Origin of the sequence: Sphingobium boeckii (genome assembly GCF_014199215.1) — a bacterium.
In the GTDB taxonomy this organism is placed as follows: domain Bacteria; phylum Pseudomonadota; class Alphaproteobacteria; order Sphingomonadales; family Sphingomonadaceae; genus Sphingobium_A; species Sphingobium_A boeckii.
This window is the reverse complement of record NZ_JACIJC010000007.1, coordinates 15,419-30,808: the sequence shown is the minus strand read 5'-3', so window position 1 is coordinate 30,808 and position 15,390 is coordinate 15,419. Positions and strand designations below refer to the sequence as shown.

The 15,390-nt window shown below is 58.8% G+C and carries 15 protein-coding genes, 1 tRNA gene and 1 pseudogene; 11 read left to right on the top strand and 6 right to left on the bottom strand.

Features of this window, described 5'->3' with window-relative positions; genetic code table 11:
- Positions 1–291: 291 nt before the first annotated feature.
- Positions 292–1,221 carry an ROK family protein gene (locus tag FHS49_RS18425; protein ID WP_246351033.1) on the bottom strand — a complete coding sequence of 310 codons (930 nt, stop codon included), beginning with the start codon at positions 1,219–1,221 and terminating at the stop codon, positions 292–294.
- Positions 1,222–1,413: 192 nt separating this feature from the next.
- Here FHS49_RS18425 and FHS49_RS18420 point away from each other — a divergent pair.
- Positions 1,414–1,487 (top strand) — tRNA-Gly (locus FHS49_RS18420).
- A gap of 293 nt (positions 1,488–1,780) precedes the next feature.
- Here FHS49_RS18420 and FHS49_RS18415 read toward each other — a convergent pair.
- On the bottom strand, positions 1,781–2,950 hold the full coding sequence (locus tag FHS49_RS18415; protein ID WP_184021850.1) for a Fic/DOC family N-terminal domain-containing protein: 1,170 nt from the start codon (positions 2,948–2,950) through the stop codon (positions 1,781–1,783).
- A 321-nt stretch (positions 2,951–3,271) separates the two neighbouring features.
- On the opposite strand from FHS49_RS18415, the gene FHS49_RS18410 reads away from it, so the two are divergent.
- The 6 genes and pseudogenes from FHS49_RS18410 (at position 3,272) to FHS49_RS18385 (ending at position 7,256) form a co-directional block, all read left to right on the top strand.
- Positions 3,272–4,192 carry a nucleotidyltransferase and HEPN domain-containing protein gene (locus tag FHS49_RS18410; protein WP_184021848.1) on the top strand — a complete coding sequence of 307 codons (921 nt, stop codon included), beginning with the start codon at positions 3,272–3,274 and terminating at the stop codon, positions 4,190–4,192.
- A 123-nt stretch (positions 4,193–4,315) separates the two neighbouring features.
- Entirely contained in the window at positions 4,316–4,801 is a 486-nt protein-coding gene (locus FHS49_RS18405; protein WP_184021779.1) for a hypothetical protein, read from the top strand.
- Positions 4,802–5,033: 232 nt separating this feature from the next.
- A pseudogene (locus tag FHS49_RS18400) lies at positions 5,034–5,335 on the top strand (GIY-YIG nuclease family protein).
- Between the two features lie 277 nt (positions 5,336–5,612).
- A complete protein-coding gene (locus tag FHS49_RS18395; RefSeq protein WP_246351030.1) occupies positions 5,613–6,137 on the top strand; it encodes a hypothetical protein in 525 nt (174 codons plus the stop codon).
- Positions 6,134–6,643: a sigma-70 family RNA polymerase sigma factor gene (locus tag FHS49_RS18390; protein WP_184021776.1), complete on the top strand. Its 510-nt coding sequence runs from the start codon at positions 6,134–6,136 to the stop codon at positions 6,641–6,643. Before FHS49_RS18395 ends, FHS49_RS18390 begins: the two co-directional genes overlap by 4 nt.
- A 283-nt stretch (positions 6,644–6,926) precedes the next feature.
- A complete protein-coding gene (locus FHS49_RS18385) occupies positions 6,927–7,256 on the top strand; it encodes an SRPBCC family protein (RefSeq protein ID WP_221240584.1) in 330 nt (109 codons plus the stop codon).
- Here FHS49_RS18385 and FHS49_RS18380 read toward each other — a convergent pair.
- Genes FHS49_RS18380 through FHS49_RS18370 form a run of 3 tightly spaced genes read right to left on the bottom strand, consistent with a single transcriptional unit; the run spans position 7,253 to position 9,446 of the window.
- Complete coding sequence (locus tag FHS49_RS18380) at positions 7,253–7,534, bottom strand: hypothetical protein (RefSeq protein WP_184021773.1); 282 nt, start codon at positions 7,532–7,534, stop codon at positions 7,253–7,255. The genes FHS49_RS18385 and FHS49_RS18380 overlap by 4 nt on opposite strands.
- The gene (locus FHS49_RS18375; RefSeq protein ID WP_184021770.1) at positions 7,531–9,123 is read right to left on the bottom strand and encodes a PepSY-associated TM helix domain-containing protein; all 1,593 of its coding nucleotides are present in this window, start codon (positions 9,121–9,123) and stop codon (positions 7,531–7,533) included. Before FHS49_RS18375 ends, FHS49_RS18380 begins: the two co-directional genes overlap by 4 nt.
- On the bottom strand, positions 9,120–9,446 hold the full coding sequence (locus tag FHS49_RS18370; protein ID WP_184021767.1) for a hypothetical protein: 327 nt from the start codon (positions 9,444–9,446) through the stop codon (positions 9,120–9,122). Before FHS49_RS18370 ends, FHS49_RS18375 begins: the two co-directional genes overlap by 4 nt.
- A gap of 113 nt (positions 9,447–9,559) precedes the next feature.
- Between FHS49_RS18370 and FHS49_RS18365 the strand changes: the two genes are divergently transcribed.
- From FHS49_RS18365 to FHS49_RS18350, 4 genes are all read left to right on the top strand, one after another.
- The gene (locus FHS49_RS18365; RefSeq protein WP_425502729.1) at positions 9,560–11,662 is read left to right on the top strand and encodes a TonB-dependent siderophore receptor; all 2,103 of its coding nucleotides are present in this window, start codon (positions 9,560–9,562) and stop codon (positions 11,660–11,662) included.
- A gap of 295 nt (positions 11,663–11,957) precedes the next feature.
- Positions 11,958–12,176, top strand: a complete 219-nt coding sequence (locus tag FHS49_RS18360) for a hypothetical protein (RefSeq protein WP_184021764.1) — start codon at positions 11,958–11,960, stop codon at positions 12,174–12,176.
- A 209-nt stretch (positions 12,177–12,385) separates the two neighbouring features.
- On the top strand, positions 12,386–13,069 hold the full coding sequence (locus FHS49_RS18355; protein WP_184021762.1) for a hypothetical protein: 684 nt from the start codon (positions 12,386–12,388) through the stop codon (positions 13,067–13,069).
- A 497-nt stretch (positions 13,070–13,566) separates the two neighbouring features.
- On the top strand, positions 13,567–14,286 hold the full coding sequence (locus FHS49_RS18350; protein ID WP_184021757.1) for a response regulator transcription factor: 720 nt from the start codon (positions 13,567–13,569) through the stop codon (positions 14,284–14,286).
- On the opposite strand, the gene FHS49_RS18345 is transcribed toward FHS49_RS18350, so the two are convergent.
- Positions 14,267–15,367 carry a beta-barrel domain-containing protein gene (locus tag FHS49_RS18345; protein ID WP_246351027.1) on the bottom strand — a complete coding sequence of 367 codons (1,101 nt, stop codon included), beginning with the start codon at positions 15,365–15,367 and terminating at the stop codon, positions 14,267–14,269. The two genes, FHS49_RS18350 and FHS49_RS18345, sit on opposite strands and share 20 nt — an antisense overlap.
- Positions 15,368–15,390 lie beyond the last annotated feature (23 nt).

Genomic DNA, 15,390 nt, shown 5'->3' with positions numbered 1-15,390 from the left:
GAACGTGATCGTGCAAGCTTTCCTGGAAGACCACATCATAGCCGGTCACTCTGGCGAATCGCCTGAGCGCGTCTGCCAGCGGCATGGCGGGTTGCGCATAATCGACGGCGGCCGGCCCTTTCTCGGCAAAGGCCGGGGCACCACCGCCCAATCCCAGAATCGCCAAAATGACGAGCAGGGCTCTTACGATCCCAATATTGGTCCGTTCCCAAGCCACCATCTGATTGGATCGCCGATTAAAAGATGAGCGTCTTTGGCATCACCTCATGTCAAACATGTGACTCACGGCGATCATTCAGCGGGACGGGGTAACCCTCCGGCGGCGATCCGTTCCGCCAGAATATAGGTCCCGATCAGGCCCGGAGGCTCAGCGCATAGCGGCGGGACGATCCGCTTGTCCATCGCCGCCATGTCGTCAAGCGCGCCGACATAGCCCCCAAGCAGGTGAAGCGTCCTGGCGCGGATTCGTGCGAAAAAAGCCTGCTGCTTCATCACCCCGCCGCCTAGGACGATCCGCATCGGCGCGACCGTCAGAAACAGCGTGGCGCACAATTGGGCGAGATAATAGGCCTCCATATCCCAGAATGGATGAGCGTCCGGAAAAGATGAGGGTGACGCCCCCCAATGCGCTGCCACTGCGGGGCCGCTCGCCAGCCCTTCCAGACAATCGCCGTGAAACGGGCAGATGCCCGCAAAGCCGGCATGGGCTTCGTGGCGGCGCAGCAGCATATGCCCCGCCTCGGGATGGCCCAGCCCATGCACCGGCCTGCCATCGATCACGATCCCGACCCCGATGCCCGTTCCCACCGTGACATAAGCAAGCGTGCCGATATTCGGCCCTGCAGCCGCCGCCTCAGCCAGCGCGGCGGCGTTGACATCGGTATCGAGCGCGACCTGCACGCCGCTGAACGCGCGCACGCGGCCCGGCAGATCGACACCGGTCCATCCGGGCTTGGGCGTGCGCAGAATCTGCCCGAAGTCTGCCGCTGCGGGATCAAGCTGCAGCGGGCCGAAGCTGCCGATCCCGATCGCGCCGACCGGCCCATGCCGCGCCGCCCTATCAAAAAAGGCGCGCACATCGGCAAAAGTGGCGTCGGGATCGCGCGTCGGGATGGTCGCGCTCTCCAGCGACCCCAGCGCCGCGCTGCCCACGCCGCAGACGAATTTCGTGCCGCCAGCCTCGATGGCGCCAAACAGAGGTGCGTGCGCGCCGTCGATCATTCTATTTTGCCCGTCATTCAAGAATTGGTCCGGAAGGACTATCGCCGTCCGCACGCGCCGTCACGCCCAACTATCGATCCCAGCGCCGTTGACATCCCCCGCCACCGCGGCGATAGCGTCCCCGCCTCCGGTAAAGTCGGTCAGCGACTTTCAGGGCGCCGTCATGATATCGGGTTGCGATATCATGGCTTTGCGGGTGTAGCTCAATGGCAGAGCAGAAGCTTCCCATGCTTACGACGAGGGTTCGATTCCCTTCACCCGCTCCAAATCCTGTTTGACGATGACCGCCAACAGCTGAAAAATCCCCTATTTTCCTGTACTTTAAAGCATTCTCCGATTGTCGGCGAATGCCGTCGTCTGCCTGCAATTGCGGCCGATGGGGGCCTAATTTGGGGGCCTCGCGAAGCCCCCATCCGCAGCGAGGGCCTCAATGGCGCTGACAGACACCGGAATCCGGAGCGCTAAGCCCAAGGAAAAGCCGTACAAAGTGGCTAATGCGCAAGGCCCTACTTGTTGATAATGATCAGGAGCGCAGATCAAATGAGCGGGAATTTTCCAACTAGCCCGCGCGAGGTTCCGTGCCTTCGGATAGGACATCGAGATAAGTTTGATAGGCGAACTGGCGATCACGCTTGCGGCCAGTGATTTCCTTCAAGATACCGAGATCGACAAGATGCCGCACTGAGTCCCTGACAGTCGGAAGTGATAGGCTCAATTGCTGCGCCGCCATAGGCACCGATAATATGGGGCGCGATTGCATCATTTGATGAACCCGCAGCGCTGAGCCCGTCGCGCGGCCCAGCCCTTCGATCTTTATGCGATCATCGGCAAAGAGGCCGCGAAGGCGTCGTGCTGCATCCACTGCCTGATCGGCAGTTTCGACAACGCCTTCGAGGAAGAAGACCAGCCAAGCCTCCCAATCCCCCCGATCACGAACCCGTTGCAAGAGTTCATAATAGGTTTGCCGGTGCGTCTTGAAATAGAGGCTGAGATATAGAATCGGTTCGTGGATCACTTTGGCTTCGCAGAGCCACAATGCGATGAGGAGCCGCCCAATCCGCCCGTTGCCATCCAGAAAGGGATGTATCGTCTCGAACTGGACATGAGCCATGCCGATCCGAATGAGAAGCGGCAAATCCTGTTCTTCGGCATGGAGATATTTTTCGAACGCATCGAGGCAGGCACCCAATTCGTTAACCGGTGGTGGCACGAACGTCGCCGTGCCGGGGCGCGTGCCGCCAATCCAGTTTTGCGTGGTGCGAAACTCACCAGGTTGTTTGGTGGAGCCGCGCCCTCTGGAGAGCAATTCCGTGTGCATTTCGCGAATCAATCGCAACGACAACGGGAAGCCTTCGCGTAGCCGAGCAAGGCCGTGACGCATGGCCGCGACATAATTCGACACTTCCTGCACATCGTCGAGCGGCACACCCGGCGAGGCCTCATTCTCGAAGAGCAACAGGTCTGAAAGCGAAGACTGGGTGCCTTCAATCTGTGAGGAAAGCACTGCCTCTTTGCGAACATACGCATAAAGGAACAGGTCGGCATCAGGCAAAATGGTCGTCACGCCGTCCAGCCGACCGAGCGCGCGATTGGCCTCATCATGCAGGCGCGATAGCTTGGCGAGTGCGATTGGCGGCCTGGGTGGTAATGGAGGCGGAACGAGCGCGCGGACGCGCTCACCTCCTGCGGTTGTTTCAACGACGCGGCAAAGTCTCGTGCTCCAATCCACACCCTTCGTCAAAACAGACAACCTTTCCTAGCGAAGCTCGAAAAGAAGGTATAATGGAATATTCCTTCTTTTGATAGAATGAAAAGAAGGGTTCGCCGTTGGTAGCTTATCGAGCCGGTCTTTGGGTATAAGCCGCGCTCTTTCGAACATTGCGCTACAATTTGTGAGTTAAGGGAAGGTATTTGCGACATTGTGGGTTTTAAGAATGGACTGATCAAAGTGCTCAGCTTCATATCGGAGTTTGTAGTTGAGTCCCTGGACCGTGCCAAAACTTCCGATTGCCCTTGCCAAAGCGCAACGAATTCCCGAAGATTCATGACCATGCGAACCGACCTCGACCATCTTCCTGCGGCCAAGCAGCGCGAGCTTGAGCGCATTGTCGAGATCATTTTCGACGAGTTCGGCCAGGCAAACGAGAATGCGACCGGACGCCGCAAGGGCGGGCGCATTTTGAAAATCATCCTGTTTGGCAGCCACGCGCGCGGCGACTGGGTCGATGCGCCATTGTCGGCGAACCAGTATAAATCCGACTATGACATCCTCATCATCGTCAGCCAGCAGGAACTGACCGACCGCGCGGCCTATTGGGCGAAGGCTGAGGAACGGCTGATCCGCGCCTATACGATCGAGAAGACCCTGCGCACCCCGGTCAACTTCATCGTGCACAGCCTGCATGAGGTGAATGACGGGCTCGCGCATGGTCGCGTGTTCTTCATGGAGGTCGCAAAGGATGGTGTTGCGCTTTACGAGGCCGACGATCGCCAACTGACCACGCCCAAGCCGAAGACACCGGAGCAGGCACTCGTCGCCGCGAAAGAATATTTCGAAGAATGGCTTACCAGTTCGTCAGATTTCTACGATCAGGCAAAACATGCGATTGAAAAAGGGCGCGGAAAAATTGCGGCCTTTGAACTGCATCAGGCAACTGAGCGCCTTTATTCCTGTGTTTTGCTTACTCTGACGAACTATACCCCGTACAATCACAACATCGCCTTCCTGCGCTCGCTTGCCGAAGGACTTGACCGCCGCCTTCATGGCGTCTGGCCCGAGAGCAATCGCAGCGAACGCGCGATGTTTCAAAAATTGAAGGAAGCCTACACTAAGGCGCGCTACTCCAAACACTACAAGATCAGCGAAGAGGAGCTGGCCTGGCTCGGCGGACGCGTCGAAGAATTGGGCCGCATCGTCCACCAAGTCTGCACCGACAAGATCGCGGAACTGGAAGAAGCCGTCCGTCGATAGCCGGGCAGGCCGCGCGGAACGGCAAACTTTGGTGGATTGCGGGCCGTCGGCTTTTGAGTAACAAAGCGACGATAGCTGACGTTGGGTCGTGACGATTGATGTCAGCCTTGGCATACTGTGGTTATGGCAGCATCGCTTTTCCAAGACGTTCCACTGAAGGCCAAGGTCGTTGGTTGGGGGATCATCTTTATACCCCTTGTCGTACTGCTGCTCCTCGCAGCAATATTCCTGCGCCCTGAACCCATTAATCAGCGATTGGTGTGGGGATGTTATGTCGCTGCCAATGCCCCGCCCCTCGATATCCGCGAGGATGCGATTTATATCATCGAGCCTGCCCGTCGCAAGTTTAGCTATATCGCTGAGCCTTCCAAGACGAGCTATCAGCTAAATGTGCGGCCTGCATTGCTGCTGAAGCGTATGCCGACTGGACACTACCAATTCCTTTCTACGCGAGGCATCGGCTTCTTCTGGCCGTTGCTGCCCGCGCCCGGTAAGAACAGAGATCGAATGAGGCATCCAGAAGAATATGCCGGACGCATCCAAATTGCCGCTGATGGGGGCGGGGTAGTGTATTCTCGCAAAAGCGATGCTGATGCTTGTCGCCAATAGTTCGCTATCGGGAAACGTCTAATCTGCCCCGAGCGGCAACAAAGGGTCGATTTGTGATGGTCTGCTTTTTCGCTCCAAACCCGCCCGTCCGCTTTGAGATAGCTTTATCGCATAGGCGTTGGCTGGCCGTCGAGCTTTGGTGGGAAGCGGACTGTCGGGTTTTGGTATCACGCTCACCTTCCTCGTCACCCCGGGCTTGACCCGGGGTCCCGCTTTTCTTCAAGTTTTGCGTATGGGAAGTGAAAGGAAAGGCGGTTGGGTCTACATTATGGCCGATCGTTATCGCGGCACGATGTATGTCGGTGTCACGACGCATCTTGCAGCCCGCGTTTATCAGCATCGGCGTAATGAGGGATCGGATTTCTGCACGCGATATAGGCTAACCCGACTTGTGTGGGCGGAGCGCGGCGATGATATCCTTCAGTGCATCGCCCCCATGAAAAGCGCATCAAGCGCTGGCGACGGGAATGGAAGTTTGCCCTGATCGAGCAGAGCAATGCCCAATGGCACGATATGTTCGAAACGCTTGCCTGAAAAAGAGCGGGATCCCGGATCAAGTCCGGGATGACGATGAAGCCATGTCCGCAAGTGGTCGCTTCGAGAAGGGCTGCTTTGAGCCAAATCCGTGCTGACTGCCCAGCTTGCCCAAACTCTCCGATTCTGGCACAATGGCCGTTACGGGATGGAATGACTGGCGGTCATCCCGAGGATTTTCCTGCCAGGCATCATGTAGGTCCGGCCGAGCGTCGGACGGTTGCTGAAAGCCGCTGCGGCGGCCCATAGCGGACACCGCTTGCACATCCGCGCATCAATGCGCGGACCGCCGCTGTGCGAGCTGCAAATGACTAACCCAAAAACAAACGACGTTTACGCGCACGAAGTCGTGATGGCGCGCGTTGGCCACCTAATCCGGCGCAAGCAGCGCGAGATCGACCGGATCACGCGCATTCTGCGAAGCTGTTTCGATCCGGCTCAGGTGCAAGCGCCTAAGCCGGGGAAGATCAGGCAGATCATCCTGATCGGTCCCTATGCGCGGCGATCCTGGTACGAAGACAAGCGGTCGATCGACTTTTCCGATTACGAACTGTGGATCATCGTCAATCATCCGCTGTTCGCCGATGATTGTTGCTGGCAGCGCGCCCGCGAGGTCATCGGTAGCGAGCTTGGCGACCGTTGCGCGGTCAATGTCGAAATCTACTCAAAGGCCGATATCCGTATCGCGCGGGCCGAGCGCGACACCTTCATCCTCGACCGGATAGAAGCGGGCATCACCCTCTTCCGCGCATCGCGCGACGCACCGCTGAGTGCGTGCGAACGTCAGGGGGTATTGTCATGAATGCGCCCGGCTCGAATGCCGCGTTCGAGGCCGTCTATCGGTCTGAACACCGGCAACTGCTTCACTATTTTCGACGAAGGGTTGGCCCTGACGCCGCGCCCGATCTGGTGCAGGACGCATTCACGCGGTTGCTTCGCAGTGGGACGTTGGAAAGGATCGAGAATCCCCCAGCCTATCTGGCAACGATCGCGCGCAATCTGCTGATAGAGCGCGCGCGGCGATATGTCCGGGATCAGGCCATTTTCTTTTCGCTGGACGAGGGACGAGATGCCCCAGTGCGCCCAGAACAGACGGGGCGGATCGAAGAAATGGATTTGCGGCGGGTCTCTCGTCGGGCGCTGCTCGCTTTGCCATCCAGAACCCGGCGCATCTTCCTGATGCACCGTTTACAACGCAGGACCTATAGAGAAATCGCGGAGCAACTGGGCATCACCCACAAGGCCGTTCAGTATCACATGAAGCGCTCCCTGGCCCGGTGCCGCAGAGCGGTCGCCAGGCTGGAGTGAGGGCTGAACTGGTTTGATGCCGTTCACGAATGCTGTATAGACTTAACACGCTTCATCCTGGGTGATGATCGCTACTCAATTAGACCGGCAGCAAAATAATTTGGGGGCTTAATCGGTGGCCTTATATTATTTGGCAGTTGGAAATCAGCTGATTTCTAGCATTCATACCGAATAATTCGATTCCCTTCACTCATTGTAGCATGAACTTGAGCCCGGCATTCGCTTCTTCTTTAAGACCTTCGGCTTTCCGGTTGATTCCCAAGTGGTCGAGCATGTGCCGCCTGTGGCGGGACAGCCGGCGCGCTTGGCCTGGCATGGCTGGTCGGGCGAAGGCGACAGCCGCCTGGACGTGCACCATGCCTGGTTGATCGAAGGCCTTTCAGGTGGTCGCGTCCGTATCTTGACCCAGGAGACGCAGAACGGCGCACCTGCGAAGGAACCCGCTAAGGCGATGCCGAACCCGATGATCAACGGCCATCAGGAGTGGCTGGACGGTCTGGTTGCTGCTGCACGCGCTGCCAAGGCCAGAGCATGTGATCGTTCCAGCGGCCTGAGCCGTCCCTCTCACGATATCGCGGTCATCCCACAGGATAAGGTCGTATCCCCGGCCTAACTGACGTCAGCGCGAACCACTGCGCGAAAGCAAAAGGCTGCCGCCCATCCAGCCAAGGCGCATCCGCCGAGCCACATCAGGAAGGCGGCGGTATCACCGACCAGTGCACAGCCAAGTCCCGGCAGACAGGCTGTGGCCACCAGTATCCGACGCTTATTGGCAGCCATCCCGTTGCTTTTCTTTTCCATCGATCGCCGCCGCTTGGGATCGCCGATGCAGAGAAAAAGAATCGGACCTGCCGAAAGAAGGAGCGCGGTCAGGGTCGTAAGCATCATCATGCTTGCGCCGCACGTCCCAGGCCGGGCTTGGCCTCTCGCTGCACGCGAACCGCCGCCCGGCAGCCGCGAACCAGCCAGATGCCGGTCAGCAAAAAGGCGATGTCGAGCGCCGCGATGATCGATTGGCCAACGGAGATCGCTTCACCCCATCCGGGACCATGAGCGGCGAACAAGCGCAACAGCGGCAAAGCAAGCATGGTGAGCCCCATGGTGCCCTTTATCATGATGGCGAGCACATCATTGGAGGGCGCGAAAATCCCCATCAGGATGACCAAAGCTGATGCGATGAGAAATGCCGAGGTCGTCCAGTAAACCGCCAATCCGAGTGGCATAGCGATCAAAAAAGCGGCAGCGGATACGATCAGCCCCAAAGGCAGGCCGAAGCCGACGACGGTCAGCGTCCGCTCCAACCAGGCCAATGAACGCGTGTCTTCGCTCCGCCGAACGATCCATAATCGCATTCCGGTGAAGGTGACGTAGCACATGGCGAAACCCAGCCCGAACCATATCGCCTTCGATAACATGCCGGCAAAATTGCCGAAATGCAGCGGCCCCATGATTCCCGTTAGCGTTCCGCCAACCGACGGGCGCGTGCCGACGGCAGGCTTGGCATAAGCGAAAGACCCCGTTGCGCCGTCATATAGCAGGGAGACCGGCTCGATGTCGCTGGCCTTGGGGTTGTGATAGCTGGTGATCTTCGCGTCCGCCCGGCCGAAATTCTCGATCGCGACGAAGGTTGGCGCGCTACCGGTGCGGCGGATGGAATCCGCTGTTATGCGGTCGAGATTGCCGATGGCGGCCGGGCGCGGATCGGGCTCCCCCGGATTGCCGAACACCGCATCGCTCATTGCCTGAACATCGCCGTTGAACGCAGCCATGGCCACGATGGGTACGCCGATGGTGCCGAAGAAAGAGAAGAAACTACCGGTGAAAGCCAGCACGAAGGCAAAGGGCAAACTCCAGGTGCCCGCGACGCTGTGACGATCGCGGTCAGCCAGCGCCGGATTGGCGCGGGTGCGCAGGGTGAAGATGTCCTTGAAAAGATGCCGGTGGATCAGCAATCCCGAAATCGCCGCCACCAGCATGGCAAGACCCAATATGCCGGTCAGCAGCAGCCCCCAGGGATTGGGCACATGCAGCCGGACATGGGTATCGACCAGAAAGCTGCTGAGTGCGTCATCATTGCGCGGGCCGAACACCTCATCGCCGGCACCGAAAGTGGTGCGGTCGATCCGGCCATCGCCTTTGAGCTGGTAATAGATGCCGCGTTCGATCGGCATTCCCTCAGCGTCCGTCTCGTGCCGGTGAAAGAAGGCACCAAGGCCGTGATCGCCGACCTCGAACAGGTTGACGCCCTCATGATATTTGGCCGGCGTCAACGCCGCCAGGCGACGCACTGTGGCGTCGATCGGCTTTTCGAAAACGGACTGCGTCGTAACGTGGCCCGCCGACCAAGCCCCGATCTCTGCAGCAAACACCGCGGCGGTGCCCGTCAGCACCACGGCATAAAGCAACATACCCAGCAGGATGCCGGACCAGCCGTGGACCGCCACCATCGCCTTGGTCTCGTCCTTCTTCAAATGGATCATTTGGCTTTCTCCGCCGTCGGGACCGTTGCAATCATGCGCGAGGCGACGAGTCCCCCGTGCACCAGGAAGAGCGCAGCCGCGACCAGGGCGATGCGCGCAAGACTCCGATCAAGGCACGCATGGAAGAACAAGCCGGCCCAGATCAGCGGCGCGAGCGCGAGTGGCACGGCAAGATTGTCGATGCCGGCGGCGCCGCCGGGCAACCATAAGGGCATCCCGGCCAGCAGCGTCAAAGCGACAATGATCGCAACTGGTCCGGCCAGGACGAAGCGCATCCACAGGCGGCGGCGGGAAGCGCGCGGTTTTTCCGTCGGTGCCAACATTCGATTTCGATAAGCAGGCTGCGCGCACATGGCAAGAAAAATGCTATTGATACTTGATCGCAATAAGATTAGGCGGCGTGCACATAATGATGCAGCGGAATAGAGAGCGCACAATGGCAAAAATGTTCATGATGGCAGGGTTGGTCGGTGCTTTTGCCATTCAGCCGGCTTGGGCCAATGAGGGCGCGCTGACGGACGAGGACAGCAACACGATTGTCGTCACCGCCGCCAGTGCGGGCACGAAGACGGAAACGCCGCTGATCGAATTGCCCCAGCCCATCACGGTCATCACGTCACAACAATATCTCTCCCAAGGCGCGATCAGCATAAGCGACACCGTGAAATATGCCGCAGGGGTTCTTGCCAATCCCTATGGCCGCGACACCCGGGTGGACGGGTTCAACATCCGCGGTATCGACGCGCTCCAGTTCCGCGACGGGATGCGCGATATCTTCTCTTATTACGCCAGCATCACGTCGGACCCGTACAATTTCTCCCGGGTAGAGATCGTGCGTGGACCCGCGTCGGTGCTGTTTGGCCAAGGCTCGATCGGCGGCCTCGTCAATTTGGTCACCAAGACTCCTGAGTTCGAAACGCGCGGCGAAATCAGCGCGGTCTATGGCAGCTATGATCGCAAGGAATTGCTGGGCGACGTGAATTTTGCTCTGTCGGACACTTTGGCGATCCGCGCCGTCGGCCGCGTTCGTAACGCTGACACTTATGTCGATCATGTTCCCGACGATCGCGTGATGTTCGCACCATCGATCCGCTGGCAGCCAACCCCCGATACAGACATCGTGCTGACCGGTCTCTATCAGGAGGATGACACTGGCTCCACCTCCCAATTCCTGCCAATCGTGGGCACCTTCAGGCCGAACCCCGCCAACCCGGGCGGCCGGCTCGATCGCTTCACCTTCGTCGGCAAGGCTGGCTGGGACCGTTACAATGGCCGCTCATTGCAGGGTGGTGGCTCCATCACCCACAGCTTCTCGGACAATATTCGCCTGAGCGTGAAGGCCCGCTACATCGACAGCGATCTTGAATATTTCACGCATTATGCCGACAGTTACACGTATCCGACCGATCCCTTTTCGGTCTATGGCACCGACGGTCGGACCATCGGCCTCTATGCCGACGCCAGCGATGCGCGGATGAATGTCTTCTCGACCGACAACAACCTGCAGTTCAAGTTCAACACGGGTGCCAATATCGAGCATGTGTTGCTCGCCGGCGTGGACTATAGCTGGAACAAGGTCGGCAAGCGCTATGCGGGCGGATTCGAAACGGTCGATCTCTATGATATCGATTACGACGCGTTGTTGACCTATGATCCCAGCGGCCCCTTTACCTATGAATCGCAGAAGCAGCTTGGCGTCTATGTTCAGGATCAGATTCGGTTCTTCGACCGCGTCTCCGTCGTCCTGGGCGCGCGGCGCGACCGCGTGACCGGTTCTGCCGGACAGGAAGACAAGGCCACCACCTTCCGCGCCGGCATCATCGGAGAATTGGGCGCAGGCGTCTCGCCCTTTTTCAGCTATACCGAGAGCTTCCTGCCGGTTGCCGGTTCCATTATGAACAGCGATGGCAGCATTGGCGATCCCTACAAACCGCAAACCGGCACCCAGTTCGAAGCGGGCGTCAAATGGCAGCCGGAGCCTAACACGCTGATCACTGTCACGGGATTTCATATCAAGGAGCGCAACCGCGTCCTCTATCTGGCGAACAATGCCACCACCCAATCCGGCGAACTGACGACCAAGGGCCTCGAGCTTGAGGCCAGCCATACGCTTCCCGACAATTTCGAGTTGCTGGTCAATTACGGCTATAACCAGCTTCGCTCCGAGGTGAATACAAGCCTCGATTATATGCCGCGCCACATTGCCTCCATCTGGTCGGCAAAGACTTTCGGCCTCGTACACGAAGCGCAACTGCGCCTGGGCGCGGGCGTCGTCTATAGCGGCAAGAGCAAATCAACCGGCCCGCTCGACCCCTATGGGCTCAATCCTGCGATTCCCGCGGGTGCGCTCTACACGCTCGTCACGCCGTCGCGCACTACGGTCGATGCGCTCGCCGAAATCAACTGGAAGCGCTGGCGCTTCGCGCTCAACGCGACCAACCTGCTCAACAACCGCTTTTTCGCGTCCTGCTTGGCGCGCGGCGATTGTTTTGTGGGTGCGCCGCGCAATATCATGGCCACCGTGGGCGTGCGCTTCTGATCCTCGTTTCACGACAATCGGGAGAGTGTCGGTCATCAATCCTGCCGACGATAACCTTGGACGTTCTGTTGGAGGATTGAACAAAAAGCGATCGCGTCGCTACACAGCCCTGCTGAGCAGTCACAAGCCCGTTACAGTCAGCTACTGCTCGGTCTGGGCATCGCGCACATCATATGGCATATCGCAGCATCGTCTTCTGCGAAGAGCTGTACGTTTCTGCAAGAGATCCGCGCAGTCAGAAATTCACGTTGATTGCGTGCTATATTCATTCATCACCAGATGATATGCCGCGAACATGCTTACCCTATTCTTGACACCAGAATATGCCATTTTCAGCGCTTCATTTTTGATAATGATCGGCATCGGCCTCATCGAAGCGGTAGGCTTGGGCATCAGCCATTTTGACTTGGCTGCCGATTTCGATGGCGGGTCAGATGCCGGCATTGCCGAAGCCCCGGGTGTGCTTGACTGGCTTGGGCTGAAAACGGGCGTTCCCAGGATCGGCTACCGATAGTTCAGGACTTCGTTCGTGACCTATTGTATCCACCGTCCGGTCGGCCTGGAACGGCCGCGATACGTTGGGGGGCCAAAATGCCGTATCGTCACGCTTGGCTTTTCATTGTCGCACTTCTCGCAGCAACCATATTTGCCTTTTGGCGTAGTTACTTCAGCATATTGTCCACGGCACCCCTGGGATTTCATATCCATGGAGTCACGGCTTCGTTGTGGATGCTGCTGCTTCTCGCGCAGAGCATGACGCCTCATCGCGGCCAAATTGCTTTCCATCGCAGGTTGGGACAGGCGACTTTCGTGGCGGTCCCCTTGTTCGGCGCAGGATCGATGGGCGTGATCCATTCGATGGCGATCGGGACAGTTGGCGGCGATCCATTCTATGCTCTGTGGGGGGCGCCGCTCGCCTTCATCGACTGGCTGGCGTTCGGTGCCGTGCTCTATTCGGTGGGCATGGCGCTTCGACATCGTCGCGCGGTGCGGCTGCACTCGTCCTACATGCTGTCGACCGCGCTGATGCTGCTCAGCCCCGTGCTCGGCCGGGTGATCAACAAAACCGTCCCCGGTCTCATCATTCGGGGGCCGCAGGATTTTCCGATTTTCGGTTGGGGCGTCCAGATGGCCAATCTCATTGCCGGATTAATCGCCCTCTGGCTATGGCGTCGCGATCCTCGGGCCGGCCGCCCCTGGGCGGTGGCGCTGGGCGTGATCATGATCCAGATCGTCGGTTTTCAGCTATCTGGCACAAGCGACGTCTGGCGTGCGGTGTCGACCGCATTGGGGACGCAACCCCTGGGAGCGTTGTTGGCGTTCGGCTTCGCGGCGGGCCCCATTACGGTGATAGCCGGCTGGTCATTTCCAGTGAGGCACAAAAACGCTCGATCGGCGCAAACCTAGAGCGCGACGACTTTAGGTCGATCCAACCCGTCATTGCGAGCGTAGCGAAGCAATCCAGATCGATTTATGCCCACCTTGGATTGCCGCGTCGCTGCGCTCCTCGCAATGACGGAGCCAGGTAATGTCATCACGCTCTACAAACCCGACAGTTCAAACATTGCCCGGCGACTCGCCGAAGTGCGCGTTCATTGTGATGAAGGCGTTGGAGCGTTGGATCTGAAAATTGCGACCATTTCGTATGTAATATTGCCTGTGTGATGCCCTCGATCGTAATCCGAACTTGCCGGAAACGCGCCGCTGCTCGGCAGGCACTCGGCGTGCAATCCATGGCGTCATGCGACTGCCGGCCCGGCCACCTCTGAAGCTCGCTCTCCAAGCGACCGGAATGGGCGCAATCATCCCGCATCATCCTCGCTTTTTTGTTAGTTCAATTGAACCGCGCTTTGAAAATGGAAGCCCGGCTTGGTGCATCGATGGCCTGGAATCATGGAGAGAGAATGCGTATCGCGCTGATCAGCGACAACCCCCATCTGGCCAGACTGGTCGAACAGGTAACGGCTGGCAGAACATCATTGGTGAATCACTTGCGGACGAGCGAATGTGTGCCCGCCAATATCGGATTGTCCCATTTCGATCTGGTCATCCTCGATTTGTGCACGTCCCGGCAACAGGAATTGAACATCGTCTCGGAAATTCGCAGGCGCTCGCTGATCGGGATCATCCTGTTCACCGAATATTTCAGCCGCGAGGAGCGCATTGCCGCCCGAAAGGCCGGTGCCTGCAACCTGCTCGAAAAGCCTGTCCATGTGGAGGAATTGAACGCGGCATTGGCCAACATCAGCTACCTCTCAAACACCGCGATGCAGCCACGAGAGGCTGATCGGGGCAAGGCCTGGGTGCTGGATCTCGAAAGCCAAAGTCTCGTGGCACCGGCCGGCCAAGTCGTCCCGCTGTCTTCTGCGGAACTGGCGGTGTTGGAGCCGCTCTTCCGTCAGACGCACACCCCTATGAAACGTGAAGATCTTCATGGCTTTCGGCGAAACTGGACGCCCACCAGCAGCCGCAGCCTGGATGTGGTCATCTCCAAATTGCGCAGCAAGGTTGAGCTAGAAATCGCCGAGCCGTTTCCGCTGCGGTCGGCCAGAGGCATCGGCTATATCTTCGTTGGTACAGCCAGGCTGATTGCGCGGCAGGAAGCTATTCCAGCCGCGCTTTGAGCAGCGGCCGAAGCAGATAGTTGAGCACACTGCGTTTGCCGCTCAAGATATCCACCTCCGCCACCATGCCCGGAATGATCGGCAGCACTTCCCGTCCACGCACCAATTGCGTGCCATCCGTTTTGATGACCACCTGATAATAGGATTCCTTGCCCCGCGGGGTATCCTCCTCGATCGTGTCGGGGCTAATTTGCTCCAGCGTTCCGTGCAAATCGCCGTAGACGGTGTAATCATAAGCGGTGATCTTCACCTTGGCGGCCATGCCCGGCACGAGAAACGCCACATCGCGCGGCTTGATCTTCGCTTCCACCAGCAGGCGTTCTTCCACCGGGGTCACTTCCATGATCGGCTCGCCGGGCTGGATCACGCCCCCGCGCGTATTGATCACGATCTTGTTCACGCGGCCGCGCACGGGCGAGAGGATTTCGGTCCGGCGAAGCTGATCCTGACGTTGCTGGACGATCGGATCGAGCGCGCTCAATTCGGCTTTTTTGGTGGAAAGCTCGGTATAGGCTTCCTGGGCATAGCTGTTCTTCAATTCCGCCAGCTTGCCGTTGAGTGTGGCGATATCCTGGCTGAGTTTCAGCGCCTCCATCTCGCTCACCACCTTGCGCGCCGCGAGGGGGCGGACAATGTTAAGCTGGCTCTCCGCGATGTGGATCTGCTGCGTGATGGACCCGGCCCCCTCGCGCAACTTGTCTTGCCGGGACCGGAACAGCTCCAGCTCCGATCGCGCCAGCGGTCCATTCGCCGGGACATCGCCTGGAAAGGCGATCGCTCCTCTCCCCAGCACTTCCGCTTCCAGACGCGCGATCGCCGCTTTCAACACCACCGACTGGTTGGAAGATTCCATGAAGGATGTGCGAAAACGGGTGGGATCGAGCCGGGCGAGCGGTTGCCCGACCTGAACCAGATCCCCCTCCTTCACCAGAAGCGCCTCCAATATGCCGCCTTCCAGGCTCTGGATTTTCTGAAGCCGGCTATAGGGCACGATCCGCCCTTCGCCGCGCGTCACCTGATCCAGTTGCGCCCATGCGGCCCAGCCGATGAACAGGACGAGGCAGCCGAAGATCGTCCACAAGAGAAGTCTTGAGCGGGGATGGG

Coding starts and splice junctions, on each gene's coding strand:
- FHS49_RS18425 (WP_246351033.1), bottom strand. CDS start 1,221: ATGATCGACGGCGCGCACGCACCTCTGTTTGGCGCCATCGAGGCTGGC.
- FHS49_RS18410 (WP_184021848.1), top strand. CDS start 3,272: ATGCGAACCGACCTCGACCATCTTCCTGCGGCCAAGCAGCGCGAGCTT.
- FHS49_RS18405 (WP_184021779.1), top strand. CDS start 4,316: ATGGCAGCATCGCTTTTCCAAGACGTTCCACTGAAGGCCAAGGTCGTT.
- FHS49_RS18395 (WP_246351030.1), top strand. CDS start 5,613: ATGCGCGGACCGCCGCTGTGCGAGCTGCAAATGACTAACCCAAAAACA.
- FHS49_RS18390 (WP_184021776.1), top strand. CDS start 6,134: ATGAATGCGCCCGGCTCGAATGCCGCGTTCGAGGCCGTCTATCGGTCT.
- FHS49_RS18380 (WP_184021773.1), bottom strand. CDS start 7,534: ATGATGATGCTTACGACCCTGACCGCGCTCCTTCTTTCGGCAGGTCCG.
- FHS49_RS18375 (WP_184021770.1), bottom strand. CDS start 9,123: ATGATCCATTTGAAGAAGGACGAGACCAAGGCGATGGTGGCGGTCCAC.
- FHS49_RS18370 (WP_184021767.1), bottom strand. CDS start 9,446: ATGTTGGCACCGACGGAAAAACCGCGCGCTTCCCGCCGCCGCCTGTGG.
- FHS49_RS18365 (WP_425502729.1), top strand. CDS start 9,560: ATGGCAAAAATGTTCATGATGGCAGGGTTGGTCGGTGCTTTTGCCATT.
- FHS49_RS18360 (WP_184021764.1), top strand. CDS start 11,958: ATGCTTACCCTATTCTTGACACCAGAATATGCCATTTTCAGCGCTTCA.
- FHS49_RS18350 (WP_184021757.1), top strand. CDS start 13,567: ATGCGTATCGCGCTGATCAGCGACAACCCCCATCTGGCCAGACTGGTC.